Source organism: Methylobacterium mesophilicum, from assembly GCF_036441335.1.
In the GTDB taxonomy this organism is placed as follows: domain Bacteria; phylum Pseudomonadota; class Alphaproteobacteria; order Rhizobiales; family Beijerinckiaceae; genus Methylobacterium; species Methylobacterium mesophilicum_B.
In genome coordinates this window covers 217541-232627 of record NZ_MLBW01000036.1, presented here as the reverse complement: position 1 = coordinate 232627, position 15087 = coordinate 217541, and the positions used below count along the sequence as shown (strand labels likewise).

The window sequence follows — 15087 nt, the reverse complement described above, 5'->3', positions numbered from 1 at the left end:
GCCGGCGTCGCCCGGGCCGCCGGCGCGGCCTGCCCGGCGTCCCCCGCACGCGGGACGGGCGCCTGCGACACCGCCGGGGCCCGGCGGGGCTCGCCCGGCGGCACGGTGATCCGGAACGTGTACGGGACCGTCGACCCGTCCCCGAAGGTGACGTCGATCGACAGGGTGTCGAGACCGGAGAAGTCGGGCCGCGCCGTGTAGTAGAGCGACATCGCGTCCTTCTTGGCGTCCTCGCAGCCGTCCGGCTGCCGGATCTGCGCCCCGGTCTCGTCGACCTTGCCGCTGAGGATCCGGAACTCGCGCCGCTGCTCGATGCGCCCGCCGCGCGGCGGCCGGACGAGCTCGATCGTAGCCGCGCGCGAGCGGCAGCCCTGCGTGGCGAAGTAGTAGGTGAAGCCTTGGAGGAAGATCCGCTGGCCGGGGCGCGCGGTCTTGCTCTCCACCTCCGCGCGGGCCGGCAGGGCGAGGCAGAACGTGAGGCAGAACGTGAGGCCGAGCGGCAGGCAGAGCGCCGAACCGAGGGCGCGGGCGCCGGCGCGCCGCCGCGGTCGGGTCGGTGCGGCGGATCGGGGGTCGTTCGGGAGGCGCTGATGCACGGGACTCGTCCTCGGCGTGGCGGTGGGGCGCGGGCGGCCGAGCCGGCCGTCCGCGTCGGAGCTGCGTCAGAGCCGTCCGACAGGGCCGCGAGGATCGCGTCGGCGCGCGGGTCGCCGCTCGCCGCGAGGCCGGAGACGCCGGCCTCGATCTCCGCGTAGCCGTCGCCGGCGAGTTGGGCGTAGGGGTCGGGCGCCTCGGCCGTGGAGGTGTCGACGCTGGTGACGCTCGTGACCTGCGGGCCCTTCTGACCCTGGGCCGTCGTGACCGTCAGCCGGGTGCCCGGCATCAGATCGTCGTGGCCGGCCGCCTCGACAGGTTGATCGCCCGGGGCGGCGGCCGAGTCGTCGGCGGCACCTGCCTGTTCCGGACCGCCGACTTCCCCGACGGGCCGGACCTCTACCGGCGGCTGGCGGCGTCCGGGATCGCGGTGCGGCGCTTCGCCGGGCGCCCCGAGCGCCTGCGCTTCGGCCTGCCGCCCGACAGGGCGGGCTGGTGCCGGCTGTCGCGGGTGCTCAGGTAGGCCGCGCCCCCGGCGGGTGCGGGTCGCGGGCTGCCACGATGACGGCCAGCGCCGAGAAGGCGAGGCCGACCGCGCAGACGCCCGGCCATCCCACGAGCAGGAAGGCCTGCGAGCCGGCATAGGCGCCGAGCGCCCCGAACACGAACAGGGTGGTGAACAGCACGGTGTTGATGCGGCCGCGCGCGCCCGGGACCAGCGCGTAGGCGCGGGTCTGGTTGGCGATGAGCGCGCCGTTCATGCCGATGTCGATGAGCAGCACGCCGAGCGCCACCGCGGCGAGCGACCACGTGCCCCCCGCCCAGAGCACGACGAAGGACAGGGCGACCAGCAGGCTGCCGCCGAGGACGACGGGCTTCGCCCCCCGCCGGTCGGTGAAGCGGCCCGAGATCGGCGCCACGAAGGCGCCGCAGACGCCGATCACCCCGAACAGCCCGGCCCCGGCCGCGGTGAGGCCGAAGGGCGGCCCCTCGACCAGCAGGGCCAGGGTCGCCCAGAAGGCGTTGAAGCCCGCGAACAGCAGCGCCTGCGACAGGCTCGCCGTGCGCAGGACCGGCTGGGTGCGGGCGAGGTGGAGGATCGACAGCATCAGGGCGCGGTAGCGCAGGGGGTGCGTCTGCACCGTGTGGGGCAGGGTGGCCCGCGCGATGCCCGCCATGGCGAGCGCCAGCACGGACGCGACCAGGAAGACCGGCCGCCAGCCGAGATGCGCCCCCAGGAAGCCGCTCGCCGTGCGGGCGAGCAGGATGCCGGTGAGGAGCCCGGTCATGACCTGGCCGACGATCCGCCCGCGGCTCGCGTCCGGGGCGAGCTCGGCCGCGAACGGGACCGCCTGCTGGGCCGCGCAGGACAGCACGCCGACCACCAGATGGGCGAGCGCGAGGCAGGCGAGGTTCGGCGCGAGGCCCACGGCGAGCAGGGCCAGGGCGAGGCCGAGGCACTGCCCCACGATCAGGGCGCGGCGCGGCAGGGCGTCGCCGAGCGGCACGAGCCCGACGATGCCGAGCCCGTAGCCGACCAGGGCCGTGGTCGGCACCCACAGGGCGGCGCGGTCGCCGAACTCGGCCACGATCAGGCCGAGCAGCGGCTGGTTGTAGTAGATGTTGGCCACGGCCCCGCCGGCGATCAGCGTCAGGCCGAGCCGGGCCTTCGCGTCGAGGGGTGCGGTCACGGCCGGGTCGGGGGCAGGCGGGTGGGCCGCCGCGGGAGAACCATGGTCGGGTCCGTGTGGGGAGGGCGATCGGAGCGGCGAGCGATACGGGCGGAGCGCGCCGCCGGGCAAGCTGCGGCGATGCATCCCTGCCGGGACGCTCCGGGCCCCTTCACCGGAGCCGGCGGCGCACCATATGCATCAGACGCAGCCGGCGCCGCCCGCATGCCGGCGGGCGCCGCGACCGATGCGCCGGGCGCCGAGCCTCGCGGGGTTTTCGGACCGGACTACGAACGAGAGGGCGGTTTCGTTCCGTACGGACGGCGCCGGGGCCGCCGCAGCAGGGAGTACGGGATGCCGAACTACCGCGTCGACTTCGCCAAGGAGATCCTCGGGGTGCCGTTCACGATCGGCACGGTCGCGATCGCGCGGGCCCGCGACCCCGAGCGCGCCCGCCGCGCCGCGGAGCTGCGCTTCGCCCGCCAGCACGGCGTCGGCGACTGGCGCGAGCGGGCGGACCTCGCCACCGTGGCCGAGCGGCTCTGACGACCGCCCGGCCGGACCCGTCGCGCGGCCCCACCCGTCACACGATCTTCGTGCCGCTCCCGCACTCTGGGATCCCCGCGTCGGCGACCGGTCAAGCTCTGGTCGCGGCGGCCGCGGCGCCGTAGAATGGCGGGCGGACCGGGACGCCCGCCGGCGTCCCGGTCCGGTTCCGTCCGCGCCCGACCGGCGAGCCGGCGTCGCGGGACCGGACACGTCTCGAATCCGGGTCGACGGGAGTCAGTGCGAAGGTCATGGCGGCGATCTCCTTCTTCGGCGACCTGCTTCAGACCATCAGCGAGCGCGGCCGCGACCTGATCGGGATCGGGCGCGGCGACATGGGGTCCCGGGCGAGCGCCGGCGACCTCGTGAAGCTCTGCGAGGACCTGATCTCGCGACGCGGCGAGGCCTCCGGGGTGGCGCTGGCCCGCCTGATCCTCGACCGCTACGCGAGCTTCGGCCAGGCGGAGCGCCACGCCTTCCTGCGGGCCATCGCCCTCGACTTCGACGCGGACCACGCCGCCGTCGACGAGGCGATCGCCGCCTACCGCGCCGCCCCCTCCCGCGCCCGGCTCGGCAGCCTGCACGAGGCCGCCGAGCCGCGCAGCCAGGAGCTGATCCGCCGGCTCAACCTCGCCCGCGGCGGCACGCTCAGCCTCGTGCGGATGCGCGAGGACCTGTTCGACCTGCGCCGGGCGCTGCGCGCCGGCGACGCGGCCGATCCCGCCCTGATGGACGCCGTCGACAGCCTCGACTGCGACTTCGAGCACCTGTTCGCCTCTTGGTTCAACCGCGGCTTCCTGGTGCTGCGCCACATCGACTGGACGACGCCGGCGCACATCCTGGAGAAGATCATCCGCTACGAGGCGGTGCACGCCATCTCCGGCTGGGACGACCTGCGCGCCCGCATCGAGCCGCCGGACCGGCGCTGCTTCGCGTTCTTCCACCCGGCGCTCGCCGACGAGCCGCTGATCTTCGTGGAGGTGGCGCTCACCGGAGAGATCGCCGCGGCGATCGCCCCGATCCTGTCGCAGGAGCGCAAGCCGCTGCAGCCGCAGGCCGCCACCACGGCGGTGTTCTACTCGATCTCGAACTGCCAGAAGGGCCTCGCCGGCGTGACCTTCGGCAACTTCCTGATCAAGCAGGTGGTCGAGGACCTGACCCGCGAGGTCCCCACGCTCAAGACCTTCGTGACGCTCTCGCCGGTGCCGGGCTTCGCCGCGTGGCTGGCGCGGGAGCGCCGGGCCGACAGCCCCCAGGGCCTGCTGCCCGAGGATGTCGAGACCCTGCGGGCGCTGGACGACCCGGCCTGGCCGGCCGACAAGGCCCGGGCCGAGACGGTGCGCCGGGCGCTGATCCCGGCCGCGGCCGCCTATTTCCTGCGCGCCAAGAACGAGCGCGGGCGCCCCCTCGACCCGGTGGCCCGGTTCCATCTCGGCAACGGCGCGCGCCTCGACCGGATCAACTTCCTGGGCGACACCTCCAAGAAGGGGCTGGCGCAGTCCCACGGGCTGATGGTCAACTACCTCTACGACCTCGCCGCCATCGAGCGGAACCACGAGACCTACGCCAATCTCGGCACCGTGGTGGCGGCCCCGGCGGTGACCCGGGAGCTGCGCGCCAAGCTGCCGCCGCCCCGGGCCGTGGTGCTCGCCGAGGCGTAGGCGTCGCGACTCACCGGACCGCGCGGACGACGCGCCGCCGGAAAGGGCTCGCCGAGGGGGCCTCCGGGCGGTTATGGGTGCGCGCGACCCATAGCCCGTGATAGCCCAGCCTCACGATGACGAACCACCTCTTCTCCCTGGTGCGGGACGGTGCCGCCGATCCCGCCAAGACCGTGATCGAGACGCCGGACGGGCGCCGCTACGCGTACGCGGACCTGATCGCCCGCTCCGGCGCCTACGCGGCGGCCCTGCGGGCGGCGGGCGTCGCGCCCGGCGACCGGGTGGCCGTGCAGGTCGAGAAGAGCCCCGAGGTGATCTTCCTGTATCTCGGCGCGGTCCGGGCCGGCGCCGTGTTCCTGCCGCTCAACACCGCCTACACCCCGGCGGAGATCGGCTACTTCCTGGGCGACGCCGAGCCGACCGTGTTCGTCTGCGACCCGGGCCGGCGCGACGCGCTCGCCGAGGCCGCCGCCGGCGTCCGGCAGGTCTGGACCCTCGACGGGGCGGGCGGCGGCAGCGCCGCGGAGGCCGCTGACCGGGCGGCGACGGCGGGGCACGATTTCGCCGACCTGACCCGGGGTCCGGAGGATCTCGCGGCGATCCTCTACACCTCGGGCACGACCGGGCGCTCCAAGGGCGCCATGCTGACCCACGACAACCTCGCGTCGAATGCCCGGACGCTGGTCGAGTACTGGCGCTTCACCGCCGACGACGTGCTGATCCACGCCCTGCCGGTGTTCCACACCCACGGCCTGTTCGTGGCGACCAACACGGTGCTGGCGAGCGGCGGCTCCATGCTGTTCCTGCCCCGGCTCGACCCGAAGCTGATCCTGAGCCTGATGCCGCGGGCGACCGCCCTGATGGGCGTGCCGACCTTCTACACCCGGCTCCTCAAGGAGCCGGGACTATCGCCGGAGGCGGCCAAGGGCATGCGCCTGTTCGTGTCGGGCTCGGCGCCGCTGCTCGCCGAGACGCACCGCGAGTGGCAGGCCCGCACCGGCCACGCCATCCTCGAGCGCTACGGCATGACCGAGACCAACATGAGCACCTCGAACCCCTACGCGGGGGACCGGGTCGCCGGCACGGTGGGCTTCCCCCTGCCGGGCGTGTCCCTGCGGGTGGTCGACCCCGAGACCGGCGCGGCCCTCGGGCCCGACGCGGTCGGCATGATCGAGGTGAAGGGCCCGAACGTGTTCCAGGGCTACTGGCGCATGCCCGAGAAGACCGCCGCCGAGTTCCGGGCCGACGGGTTCTTCATCACCGGCGACCTCGGCAAGGTCGACGGCCGGGGCTACGTCCACATCGTCGGGCGCGGCAAGGACCTGATCATCTCGGGGGGCTTCAACGTCTACCCGAAGGAGGTCGAGACCGAGATCGACGCCCTGCCGGGCGTGGTGGAATCCGCCGTGATCGGCCTGCCGCACCCGGATTTCGGCGAGGCCGTCACCGCCGTGGTGGTGGGCGGCGCCGGCTGCCCCGACGAAACCGGCGTGCAGGCCGCCCTGGAGGGCCGGCTCGCCAAGTTCAAATGCCCCAAGCGCGTCCTGTTCGTGGACGAGCTGCCGCGCAACACCATGGGCAAGGTCCAGAAGAACCTGCTCCGCGAGGCGCATGCGGGGCTGTATCGGGACTGACGCGCAGTCCCGTCAGAAGGGTCGACGGGAGCGAGGATCCGGCCACCGCGTCGTTGCGAGCGGAGCGAAGCAATCCAGGCGGCGCCACGCTGCTCGACGTCGCGCAACTCCGGGGCACGTCGCCTCGCCCGGGATGACGGCGCCGAGGCCCCCACGGAGGGGCCTCGGCCACGGATCAGAGATTGTGCTGCGTCCGCTCGCCCTCGGGCGGGGTGTGGCCATCCGGATCGACCACCTTGCGGGCGGCGGCGTTGAGGTTGTCCGGATCGAGGGCGGTCTGGACGAACTCGCGGCCGATATTGGTCACCTCGCGGGCGTAGCGCAGACCCTGGTCGCGAACCTCGTCGGCCCAGGGACCGATGCTCCGGTCCTCCTGGCGGGTGCGCGGCAGCAGCGCGCCGAGCAGCAGGCCCGCGGCCACGCCGACCACGCCGACGAGCAGCGGGTTGTCGTCCACGAAGCGCTCGACCGCGGTGCGGCCGCGGTTGATCCCCTCGATCCCCTGGTTGGTCAGGTCGTCCAGGGCCCGCATGTTGCGGCGATGGAGGGCGCCGGCCCGCTCCCGGGCATCGTCGTAGGCCGCGGCGGCGCGGTCGCGCGCCTGATCGGCCGCCCCGCCGAGGCGGTCGTTGATGTCGTCGGCGAGGCCCGACACGGTGCGCCGCGCCTGTCCGGCGAACTCCGTGGCCCGGTCGCCCGCCGCCCGGATGCCGTCCTTCGCGGCCGAAGCGGCGTCATGGGCAGCGTCATGGGCAGCATAATGGGCGGCGTCGTGCGCGGACNGTGCCGGGCGCGCCCGGGTCGCCGAGGCCGGCCGGATCCGGGCGCAGGCTCTTGTCGTCGGCGCCGTGCGGCATCCCCGCCGCGGCGGCGAGCTGCTCGGGGGTGCTGGAGGGGATACCCGGCTTGTCGGTCATGGCGCTGTCCTCAAATGTCGGTCTCGGCGGCCCGCCCTCGGCGCCGGTCTGCCCGGTCGTCCGGCCGGGCGCGCGCGGTGTCTCGTCCCGGATCCGGCCGGATCCGGTCCTCAGATCTCGGTCGTGTCCAGCGGATCGCGGGTCGGGCGGACCGTCGGGCGGTCGGGATCGTAGCCGCGGGCCGCGCCGGTGTTGAGGGTGGGCACGCGCTCGGCCGAGACCTCGGTGCGGCGGCGCTGGGCGTCGCGGGCCATCCGGTTGAACAGCAGGCCGACGCCCGCCGCGATGAGCAGCACCGGCACCGGGTTGCGGCGCACCGCCTCCAGGGCCGAATCGTAGGTGGTGTTCAGGGCCGGCACCCGCCGGGCATTGCCCAGCATCTCGTCCACGAGATTCGGCACCGAGAGCCGGCCCTGGATCCGGTCGATCGTGTCGTCGAGCCGGGCGCGGCTCTCCTCGATCTCCTTCTCGAGGTCGTTCATCGTACTCATCCGGACACGCGCTCCGAGAGGGCCTGGGCATCCTGGCGTACCTGGCGCGTGGTGCGCTTCGGGGCCAGGGTCGAGAGGGACAGGACGCTGCGCGCCCACAGGGCCATCCCGAGGGCGAGGAGCAGCAGCACGCCGCCGACGATCAGGGCGGAGAGCCATTCCGAGCCCACGATGGTGGCGAGCCACTTCACGAAGGCGCCGATCAGGACCAGCAGGGCGACCACCGCGAAGACCGCCGAGCCGACCATGCAGGCGAGTCCGACGATCAGCTGGCGGACGTTGCCGGCCATCTCGGCCCGGAACAGCGCGATCTCCTTGCGGGCGAGCTCGTTGGTCTCCCGCAGGGCGTCGCCGATCAGGCTCTGGATGCTGGAGGGGCCGGTGGACGGGTTCGAGGATGGGCCCGCCTGGCGCGGGTCGGAGCCGTGGGTCATGGCGTCAGGCCCGGAAGCTGTCGCGGGCGTCGCCGTCCGGCGCCTCAGGCGGGAGGCTCGACGACTTGATGAAGCGGGCGGCGATCAGGCCGGCCACGAAGGTCCCGACCGCCACCGCGACCGGCGCGCGCCGGGCGAAGGACTCGGCCTCGCTGTAGAACTCGCCGAGGCTGCGGCGCTCGATCGAGGAGCCGAGCTGCTCCAGCCCGTCGGCGGCGCTGTCGAAGAAGGCGCGGACATTCGGCTTGTCGCCGAGGTCGCGGCCAGAATTGCGGATCGTCTGCGCCAGGTCGTGGACCGACTGGGCGGCGTCGCTCTTGCGCTGCTCGACGTAGCTCTGCGCCTGCAGCCGGGCCGCGTCGAGCAGGCCGCGTCCGCGCTCGGCCGCCACGTCGGCGAGCCCCTCGACGTCGCCCTGCAGGGCGCGCCACTGCGCGCGCTCCTCCGCGGCGGTGTGGGGCGCGTCGTGCGACCCCGCGCGGTGCGGATCCGCGATCGGGTCCGCGGGGGTGCCTTGCGGTAACTCGTTGCCGGCCATCTCGAAAACACTCCTCGCGGCGCGGGGACGGGGCCGCTCGCGGCGACCGCGGGCCCCGCGATGGCTGAGTAACCGACTCGGCTGTCGCGGGTTCCGGTCCCTCTGCACCCTTCCGGTGCGCGCGGGGTCCGGCGCGGCACCGCTCAGTCCCCGTTCAGGCAAGGTCTGCCAGAACCGCCACGCTTGCACAACGCTCGCACAACACCCGCACGGGGCGACCGCCCGGTACGGAGGGGCCGCCCTGTCCCGGAACGGCAGGGCCTCGACTTGACCCGCGCCCGGCTTCACGCTTGGGTTGCCGGACGACCGACAAAGGATCGCGCAGGGACTCCGCGCGTTCTGACATAGTAGTGATGTCCCGATGCAGGCGCGGCGAGATCCTCGACCTGGCCCGCGCCCCTGATCCGGAGCCGACCCGCGTGGCACGCCTTGTGATCGTATCGAACCGCGTCGCCGTCCCGGAAGAGGGCGGCAAGGCGGTGGCGGCGGGCGGTCTCGCCGTCGCGGTCAAGGAGGCCTTCACGGCCTACGAGGGTCTGTGGTTCGGCTGGAGCGGCACCATCACGGAGGAGCCCTCCGAGGAGCCGACGCTGATCGACCGGGGCCGGGTCCAGTACGCCGTCGTCGACCTCTCGCCGCAGGATCACCTGGAATACTACGCCGGCTTCGCGAATCGGGCCCTGTGGCCGATCATGCATTACCGGCTCGGGCTCGGCGCCTTCTCGCGCTCGGACTATGCCGGCTACAGCCGCGTGAACCGGACCTTCGCGCGGGCGCTCGCCAAGTTGGTCGAGCCCGACGACATCATCTGGGTCCACGATTACCACCTGCTGCCGCTGGCGGCCGAACTGCGCGGCCTCGGGCTCGACAACCCGATCGGCTACTTCCACCACATTCCCTGGCCGGCCGCCGACGTGTTCAACTCGCTGCCGGCGAGCGGCGAGCTCCTGCGCGCGATCGTCGATTACGACCTGATCGGCCTGCAGACCGAGGCGGACGTCCAGAACCTGCAGCGCAACCTCGTCGACACCCAGCGGGCGATCCCGCTCGGCGGCGGCTCGCTGATGGTCGACGGCCGCCGGACCCGGATCCGCGCCTTCCCGATCGGCATCGACGTCGCGGGCTTCAAGGAGGCGGCCGAGAAGGCCAGCGCCAACAAGGTCGTGCGCGAGACCATCGCGGGCCTGCGCACCCGCAAGCTGCTGATCGGCGTCGACCGGCTCGACTACTCGAAGGGCGTGCCCGAACGGATGGAGGCGGTGGAGAGCTTCTTCGCCTCGAATCCCGACCAGCGCGGCAACGTCACCTACATCCAGATCACGCCGAAATCCCGCAGCGAGGTGCCGGAATACGAGCAGCTCGCCCGCGAGGTGAACGAGAAGGTCGGCGAGATCAACGGCTCGCTCGGCGACCCGGCCTGGACCCCGATCCAGTACATCACCAAGGCCTATCCGCGGCCGGTGCTGGCCGGCCTCTACCGGGCCGCCCGGGTCGGCCTCGTCACGCCGATGCGCGACGGCATGAACCTCGTCGCCAAGGAGTACGTCGTCGCCCAGTCCGAGGACGATCCGGGCGTGCTGGTCCTGTCGAAATTCGCCGGCTCCGCCCGGCAGCTGCCCGAGGCGCTGCTGATCAACCCCTACGACCGGTTCGAGGTCGCCGAGGCGATCCGGGCCGCGCTCTACATGCCCAAGGCCGAGCGGCTGGCGCGCTGGAAGCCGATGGTCGAGCGCATGACCCGCGAGGACGTCGACTGGTGGGCACGCAACTTCCTGGCGGAGCTCGAGAATTTCCGCACGATCGAGCGCGAGCCGCCCACCGCAGCCGCGGCCGCCGAATAGCCGGCGCCGCCCGCTGCTTACGCCCGCCGCCATCCGTGTGACCGGACGCCCCGCATGATCGCCGTCGACGACGGGGTGCCGGCGCCCCTCGGCGCCCATTTCGACGGGCGCGGCGTCAACTTCGCCCTGTTCTCCGAGCACGCCACCGCGGTCGACATCTGCCTGTTCGAGCCGGGGGAGCGGCACGAGACCCGCACGGTGCGGCTGCCCTGCCGGACCGACGACGTCTGGCACGGCTACCTGCGCGGCGTGCTGCCAGGCCAGCTCTACGGCTACCGGGTGCACGGCCCCTGGGACCCGGCGGCGGGCCACCGGTTCAACGCCTCGAAGCTCGTCCTCGACCCCTACGCGCGGGAGATCCGCGGCAAGATCCGCTGGCACGACGCGCTCTACGGGCACCGGCGGGGCGGGCGCGAGGACCGGATCGACCGGCGCGACAGCGCGGTCTACATGCCGCGCTGCGTGGTCACCGCGCCGGAGGTGCCCGACCTCGCCCTCAACCCGGTCCGCCGGCCCCTCGCCGAGACGGTGGTGTACGAGGCGCACGTCAAGGCGCTGACCCGCACCCATCCCGACATTCCCGAGGCGGAGCGCGGCACCTACGGGGCGCTCGCCCACCCGGCGATCATCGAGCACCTCGTCAAGCTCGGCGTCACCGCCCTGGAGCTGCTGCCGATCCACGCCTTCGCGGACGACCGCTTTCTGGTGGAGAAGGGGCTCGTCAATTTCTGGGGCTATCAGCCCCTGGGCTACTTCGCCCCGGAGCCGCGCTACCTGGGGGAGGGCGGCCTCGGCGGCCTGAAGGCGGCGATCCGGGAGCTGAACGCCGCCGGGATCGAGACCTGGCTCGATGTGGTCTACAACCACACCGCCGAGGGCGACCATACCGGCCCGACCCTGTCGTTCCGCGGCATCGACAACGCCAGCTACTACAAGCTCGACCCCGCCGACCCGCGCCGCAACCGCGACTGCACCGGCTGCGGCAACACCTTCGACGCGAGCCACCCGCGGGTGATGCAGCTCGTGCTCGATTCCCTGCGCCACTGGGTCACCGCCTACGGCATCGCGGGCTTCCGCTTCGACCTCGCCTCGAGCCTCGGGCGGGCGCCCTTCGCCTTCACCCCGCAGGCGGCGTTCTTCCAGGCCGTGGCGCAGGACCCGGTGCTGGCGCGGGTCAAGATGGTGGCCGAGCCGTGGGATGTCGGGGAGGGCGGCTACCAGCTCGGCGGCTACCCGCGCGGCTGGAGCGAGTGGAACGACAAGTTCCGCGACGCCGCCCGGGGCTTCTGGAAGGGCGATTCCGCCACGCTCGCCAAGGTCACGCAGGGGCTGACCGGCTCGCGCGAGGTGTTCGCCCCGTCCGGGCGCTCGCCGCTGGCCAGCGTCAACTTCATCGCCAGCCACGACGGCTACACGCTCGCCGACACGGTGTCGTACGAGGAGAAGCACAACGAGGCCAACGGCGAGGACAACCGCGACGGCCATAATCACAACGTCAGCCGCAACTACGGCGTCGAGGGCGACACCGACGACGCGGCGATCCTCGCCCTGCGCGCCCGCCAGAAGCGCAACATGCTGGCGACGGTGATGCTGGCCCAGGGCGTCCCGATGCTGCTCATGGGCGACGAGCGCTCCCGCAGCCAGGGCGGCAACAACAACGCCTACGCCCAGGACAACCCGACGAGCTGGATGGACTGGAGCGTCGATCCGGATCCCGCCCTCACGGACTTCGTCGCCAACCTGCTGGCCCTGCGCCGGGACCAGCCGGCCCTGCGGCGGCGGCGCTTCTTCACGGGCGCGCTGATCGACCCCGACGAGCCCCTGCGCGACGTGCACTGGCTCTCCCCCGAGGGCATCGAGATGGAGGTCCGGCACTGGTCCGACGACGGGCTCCAGGTCTTCGGCATGCAGATCGGCAACGACGGCGATCCGGGCGACCGCCTGCTGATGCTGTTCAATGCCGGGGCGGAGGCCGTCAGCTTCCGCCTCGCCCCGGTGATCGGCGGCCCGTGGACGCCGGTCTTCGACACGGGCGAGCCGGCGGGCGCCCGCGCGCCCGGNGCTGCCGGGCCGCACGGTCCTGGTGCTCACCGCGCCGGGGACGGAGACCGGCAACCGCGGCGGCTGGGTGCCGGGCGGGTAGGGGCGGGCGGTCCGGGGACGGGCCGCCCGGCGGCCGGTCAGTCGAACAGGCTGGAGACGCTGGATTCCGTCGCGGTCCGGCCGATCGCCTCGCCGAGCAGCGGCGCGATGGTCGCCACCCGGATGTTGCGGGCGAGCTTGACGGCCTGGGTCGGCTGGATCGAGTCGGTGATCACCAGCTCCTTCATCCGCGAGGCGGCGATGCGCGAGACCGCGCCGCCCGACAGCACGCCGTGGGTGATGTAGGCCGAGACGTCCTTGGCGCCGGCGTTGAGCAGGGCCTCGGCGGCGTTGACCAGGGTGCCGCCCGAATCGACGATGTCGTCCACGAGGATGCAGGAACGGCCCTCGACCTCGCCGATGATGTTCATCACCTCGGACTCGCCGGGGCGCTCGCGGCGCTTGTCGACGATGGCCAGCGGGCAGTCGATCCGCTTGGCGATGGCCCGGGCCCGGACCACGCCGCCGACGTCCGGCGAGACCACCATCCGGTCGGCGCTCGGCAGCCGCTCCTTGATGTCGCGCACCATCACGGGGGCGGCGAACAGGTTGTCGGTGGGGATGTCGAAGAAGCCCTGGATCTGGCCGGCATGGAGGTCGAGGGTCAGGACGCGGTCGGCGCCCGCCTCGGTGATCAGGTTCGCCACCAGCTTGGCCGAGATCGGGGTGCGGCCGGAGGTGCGCCGGTCCTGCCGCGCGTAGCCGAAATACGGGATCACCGCCGTGATGCGCCGGGCCGAGGACCGGCGCGCGGCGTCGATCATGATCAGCAGCTCCATCAGGTGGTCGTTCGCCGGGAACGAGGTCGACTGGACGATGAACACGTCCTCGCCGCGCACGTTCTCCTGGAGCTCGACGAAGATCTCCATGTCGGCGAAGCGCCGGACCATGCACTTGGCGAGCGGCAGTTCGAGATAGGCCGCGATCGCCTCGGCCAGGGGCCGGCTGGCATTCCCGGCGATGATCTTGATCGAGGATTTCATGGGCGGCCGCTCGCTCGCGGCCGGACCTCCCGCCGCTCTTGTTCAGACCGGTCTCCCGGGGAGCCGGAACGATCCGATGACGGGCGAGGCTCTTAGCAGCGGGCAGGAAGTGTCACAATGCCTTCACGGCCGCCCCGCACGCACCGCGCACGCCCTGCGCACTCATCGCGGATGCGCGGGGTCCCGGAGCCAGGCCCGGACCGGGGCCGGACCGGGGCCGCGCGCCCGGTCCCCTCAGGCGGCCGGCGGCTCCAGCAGCCGGTGCAGGTGAACCACGAAGTAGCGCGTCTGCGCGCTGTCGACGGTGGCCTGGGCCTTGGCCCGCCACGCGGCCTGGGCGGAGGCGTAGTCCGGGAAGATGCCGACGATGTCGAGGTTCTTGATGTCCCGGAACCGGACCCCGTCGAGATCCTGCAATTCACCGCCGAAGACCAAGTGCAGCTTCTGGTCGCTGTCGATTGCCGTCGTCATGGCCCGTCCTCCGTTCCTTCGCGGCGCTCGCAAATGGCGGGCCCGCGGTCAAGCCTGAACATCCGCAGGCGAGCCCCGAGCCCGCCGCAGGTCTGCGCGGCGGATGCGCAACCCCGGACGCGCCGTGCTACGAGCGGCCGATGACACGCCGCCTCCTCTCCAACGCCGTCCCCGTCGCGCTGGCCCTCGGCCTCGGCGCGGCGCAGGTTCAGGCCCAGCAGGTCCCCCGCGCGCCCCGCGCGGCCGGATCCGACAGGAGCGTTCCGGACCGGCGGGCCGGACCGCCGGTGATCGGCTGCCCGTCGCTGGCCAATTACCGCATGCTGATGCGCGACGGCGCGGCCGCCGCCGCGGCGCATCTGGCCGATCCCAAGGCGGACCATCTCGGCTGCGCGGCGCTGGCGCGCACGGAGCTCACCGGCATCGTCGACAAGGTGACGCTGGGCGGCCAGAGCTACGACTGTGCCGGCGTGCGCGGCACCACCGCCTGCCACTGGATCGCGCCCGGGACGATTCCCGAGGCCCCCGCGCCGGCCAAGCGCTGACGGACGGGTCCCCGGTCACGCTTCCGGTCAGCCCCTCGCCCAGCTCCTCGGCCCGCGATCAGCGCAGGTGCCCGCTGGCGCGCAGATCCCGCTCGACGGCGTCGTGGAGGGCCTGAAGGGGATTGTCGTTGATGGCGGCGGGCGGGTGCAGCGGCGCCATCGGGGCGGGCCGCGTGTCGAGTCCCGGCAGGATCGTGGCCTCGGCCCCCGGCTGACGCGCCGGCCGGCGCGCCGCGAGGGTGCGCAGCGCCTCGCGGGCGCCGGGCGGGAGGAGCGTGACGAGTCTGTCCAGCATGGCCGGCCTCAGCGCGCACGGCCGGCCGAGGCCGGCGGGAACGGGACGGTGGCGGCGGACCGGTTCTTCACGCGGGTACCCGTGCGGGATCGATCGCGGGAAACGGGCCGGCACCCCCACAGTTCCGACGCAGCAGTATTGCGAATTTTGTCGCACGTGTCGCCTGGATATCGGCGAACACTGGTTCATCGGTTGCGATTGTCTGAAGATTGGCGGAAGCGGATGGGAATCGAACCCACCGTACGCTGTTGGCGTACCGCTGGTTTTGAAGACCAGGAGGGCCACCAGACCCCGTTCGCCTCCGCGGCCGGGGGTACGAGCCGGG

At 73.1% G+C, this 15087-nt stretch carries 14 protein-coding genes, 1 tRNA gene and 3 pseudogenes; 7 read left to right on the top strand and 11 right to left on the bottom strand.

Translation table 11 applies throughout. From position 1 onward, the window contains the following. Positions 1-596: hypothetical protein (locus tag MMR14E_RS28450; protein WP_331318963.1), on the bottom strand; the 596-nt coding region annotated here is incomplete at its 3' end. 182 nt (positions 597-778) lie between these two features. After that, positions 779-910: pseudogene (locus tag MMR14E_RS28445) on the bottom strand (cold shock domain-containing protein); the annotation flags it as partial. Here MMR14E_RS28445 and MMR14E_RS28440 point away from each other — a divergent pair. Next, positions 896-1117, top strand: a pseudogene (locus MMR14E_RS28440) (threonine-phosphate decarboxylase); the annotation flags it as partial. The pseudogenes MMR14E_RS28445 and MMR14E_RS28440 sit on opposite strands and share 15 nt — an antisense overlap. On the opposite strand, the gene MMR14E_RS28435 reads toward MMR14E_RS28440, so the two are convergent. Continuing rightward, the gene (locus MMR14E_RS28435) at positions 1110-2285 is read right to left on the bottom strand and encodes an MFS transporter (RefSeq protein WP_331318941.1); all 1176 of its coding nucleotides are present in this window, start codon (positions 2283-2285) and stop codon (positions 1110-1112) included. The pseudogene MMR14E_RS28440 and the gene MMR14E_RS28435 sit on opposite strands and share 8 nt — an antisense overlap. 333 nt (positions 2286-2618) lie before the next feature. Here MMR14E_RS28435 and MMR14E_RS28430 point away from each other — a divergent pair, with 333 nt between their 5' ends. The 3 genes from MMR14E_RS28430 to MMR14E_RS28420 all read left to right on the top strand — a co-directional run bounded on the left by MMR14E_RS28430 (position 2619) and on the right by MMR14E_RS28420 (position 6105). After that, the gene (locus MMR14E_RS28430) at positions 2619-2810 is read left to right on the top strand and encodes a hypothetical protein (protein WP_331318939.1); all 192 of its coding nucleotides are present in this window, start codon (positions 2619-2621) and stop codon (positions 2808-2810) included. A gap of 251 nt (positions 2811-3061) precedes the next feature. Beyond that, positions 3062-4471 carry a malonyl-CoA decarboxylase gene (locus tag MMR14E_RS28425; protein ID WP_331318937.1) on the top strand — a complete coding sequence of 470 codons (1410 nt, stop codon included), beginning with the start codon at positions 3062-3064 and terminating at the stop codon, positions 4469-4471. Positions 4472-4587: 116 nt separating this feature from the next. Continuing rightward, on the top strand, positions 4588-6105 hold the full coding sequence (locus MMR14E_RS28420; RefSeq protein ID WP_331318936.1) for a malonyl-CoA synthase: 1518 nt from the start codon (positions 4588-4590) through the stop codon (positions 6103-6105). 175 nt (positions 6106-6280) lie between these two features. Here MMR14E_RS28420 and MMR14E_RS29425 read toward each other — a convergent pair whose 3' ends face one another. The 4 genes from MMR14E_RS29425 to MMR14E_RS28400 form a co-directional block, all read right to left on the bottom strand. Continuing rightward, a complete protein-coding gene (locus MMR14E_RS29425) occupies positions 6281-6760 on the bottom strand; it encodes a hypothetical protein (protein ID WP_419539462.1) in 480 nt (159 codons plus the stop codon). Positions 6761-7132: 372 nt separating this feature from the next. Then, complete coding sequence (locus MMR14E_RS28410; protein ID WP_331318935.1) at positions 7133-7504, bottom strand: DUF3618 domain-containing protein; 372 nt, start codon at positions 7502-7504, stop codon at positions 7133-7135. Between the two features lie 5 nt (positions 7505-7509). Beyond that, positions 7510-7947 carry a phage holin family protein gene (locus MMR14E_RS28405; RefSeq protein ID WP_331318933.1) on the bottom strand — a complete coding sequence of 146 codons (438 nt, stop codon included), beginning with the start codon at positions 7945-7947 and terminating at the stop codon, positions 7510-7512. Between the two features lie 4 nt (positions 7948-7951). Next, a complete protein-coding gene (locus MMR14E_RS28400; protein ID WP_331318931.1) occupies positions 7952-8485 on the bottom strand; it encodes a hypothetical protein in 534 nt (177 codons plus the stop codon). A gap of 419 nt (positions 8486-8904) precedes the next feature. Between MMR14E_RS28400 and MMR14E_RS28395 the strand changes: the two genes are divergently transcribed. Both MMR14E_RS28395 and glgX read left to right on the top strand, forming a co-directional pair. Then, a complete protein-coding gene (locus MMR14E_RS28395; protein ID WP_331318930.1) occupies positions 8905-10326 on the top strand; it encodes an alpha,alpha-trehalose-phosphate synthase (UDP-forming) in 1422 nt (473 codons plus the stop codon). A 54-nt stretch (positions 10327-10380) separates the two neighbouring features. Next, a pseudogene (gene glgX / locus MMR14E_RS28390) lies at positions 10381-12396 on the top strand (glycogen debranching protein GlgX); the annotation flags it as partial. 110 nt (positions 12397-12506) lie between these two features. On the opposite strand, the gene MMR14E_RS28385 reads toward glgX, so the two are convergent. Beyond that, entirely contained in the window at positions 12507-13451 is a 945-nt protein-coding gene (locus tag MMR14E_RS28385; protein ID WP_012318471.1) for a ribose-phosphate pyrophosphokinase, read from the bottom strand. A 234-nt stretch (positions 13452-13685) separates the two neighbouring features. Beyond that, a complete protein-coding gene (locus MMR14E_RS28380; RefSeq protein WP_331318928.1) occupies positions 13686-13922 on the bottom strand; it encodes a DUF4170 domain-containing protein in 237 nt (78 codons plus the stop codon). A gap of 140 nt (positions 13923-14062) precedes the next feature. Between MMR14E_RS28380 and MMR14E_RS28375 the strand changes: the two genes are divergently transcribed. Then, the gene (locus tag MMR14E_RS28375; protein ID WP_331318927.1) at positions 14063-14467 is read left to right on the top strand and encodes a hypothetical protein; all 405 of its coding nucleotides are present in this window, start codon (positions 14063-14065) and stop codon (positions 14465-14467) included. A gap of 58 nt (positions 14468-14525) precedes the next feature. On the opposite strand, the gene MMR14E_RS28370 is transcribed toward MMR14E_RS28375, so the two are convergent. Next, positions 14526-14762, bottom strand: coding sequence for a hypothetical protein (locus MMR14E_RS28370; protein ID WP_331318925.1), 237 nt, complete (start codon positions 14760-14762; stop codon positions 14526-14528). A gap of 210 nt (positions 14763-14972) precedes the next feature. Beyond that, positions 14973-15065: transfer RNA gene (locus tag MMR14E_RS28365), tRNA-Sec, on the bottom strand. Between the last annotated feature and the right edge of the window lie 22 nt (positions 15066-15087).

What these genes read in the sequence shown, in the direction of transcription:
- MMR14E_RS28430 (WP_331318939.1), top strand. Translation starts at nt 2,619, where the DNA reads ATGCCGAACTACCGCGTCGACTTCGCCAAGGAGATCCTCGGGGTGCCG.
- MMR14E_RS28380 (WP_331318928.1), bottom strand. Translation starts at nt 13,922, where the DNA reads ATGACGACGGCAATCGACAGCGACCAGAAGCTGCACTTGGTCTTCGGC.
- MMR14E_RS28385 (WP_012318471.1), bottom strand. Translation starts at nt 13,451, where the DNA reads ATGAAATCCTCGATCAAGATCATCGCCGGGAATGCCAGCCGGCCCCTG.
- MMR14E_RS28425 (WP_331318937.1), top strand. Translation starts at nt 3,062, where the DNA reads ATGGCGGCGATCTCCTTCTTCGGCGACCTGCTTCAGACCATCAGCGAG.
- MMR14E_RS28410 (WP_331318935.1), bottom strand. Translation starts at nt 7,504, where the DNA reads ATGAACGACCTCGAGAAGGAGATCGAGGAGAGCCGCGCCCGGCTCGAC.
- MMR14E_RS28400 (WP_331318931.1), bottom strand. Translation starts at nt 8,485, where the DNA reads ATGGCCGGCAACGAGTTACCGCAAGGCACCCCCGCGGACCCGATCGCG.
- MMR14E_RS28375 (WP_331318927.1), top strand. Translation starts at nt 14,063, where the DNA reads ATGACACGCCGCCTCCTCTCCAACGCCGTCCCCGTCGCGCTGGCCCTC.
- MMR14E_RS28420 (WP_331318936.1), top strand. Translation starts at nt 4,588, where the DNA reads ATGACGAACCACCTCTTCTCCCTGGTGCGGGACGGTGCCGCCGATCCC.
- MMR14E_RS28370 (WP_331318925.1), bottom strand. Translation starts at nt 14,762, where the DNA reads ATGCTGGACAGACTCGTCACGCTCCTCCCGCCCGGCGCCCGCGAGGCG.
- MMR14E_RS28405 (WP_331318933.1), bottom strand. Translation starts at nt 7,947, where the DNA reads ATGACCCACGGCTCCGACCCGCGCCAGGCGGGCCCATCCTCGAACCCG.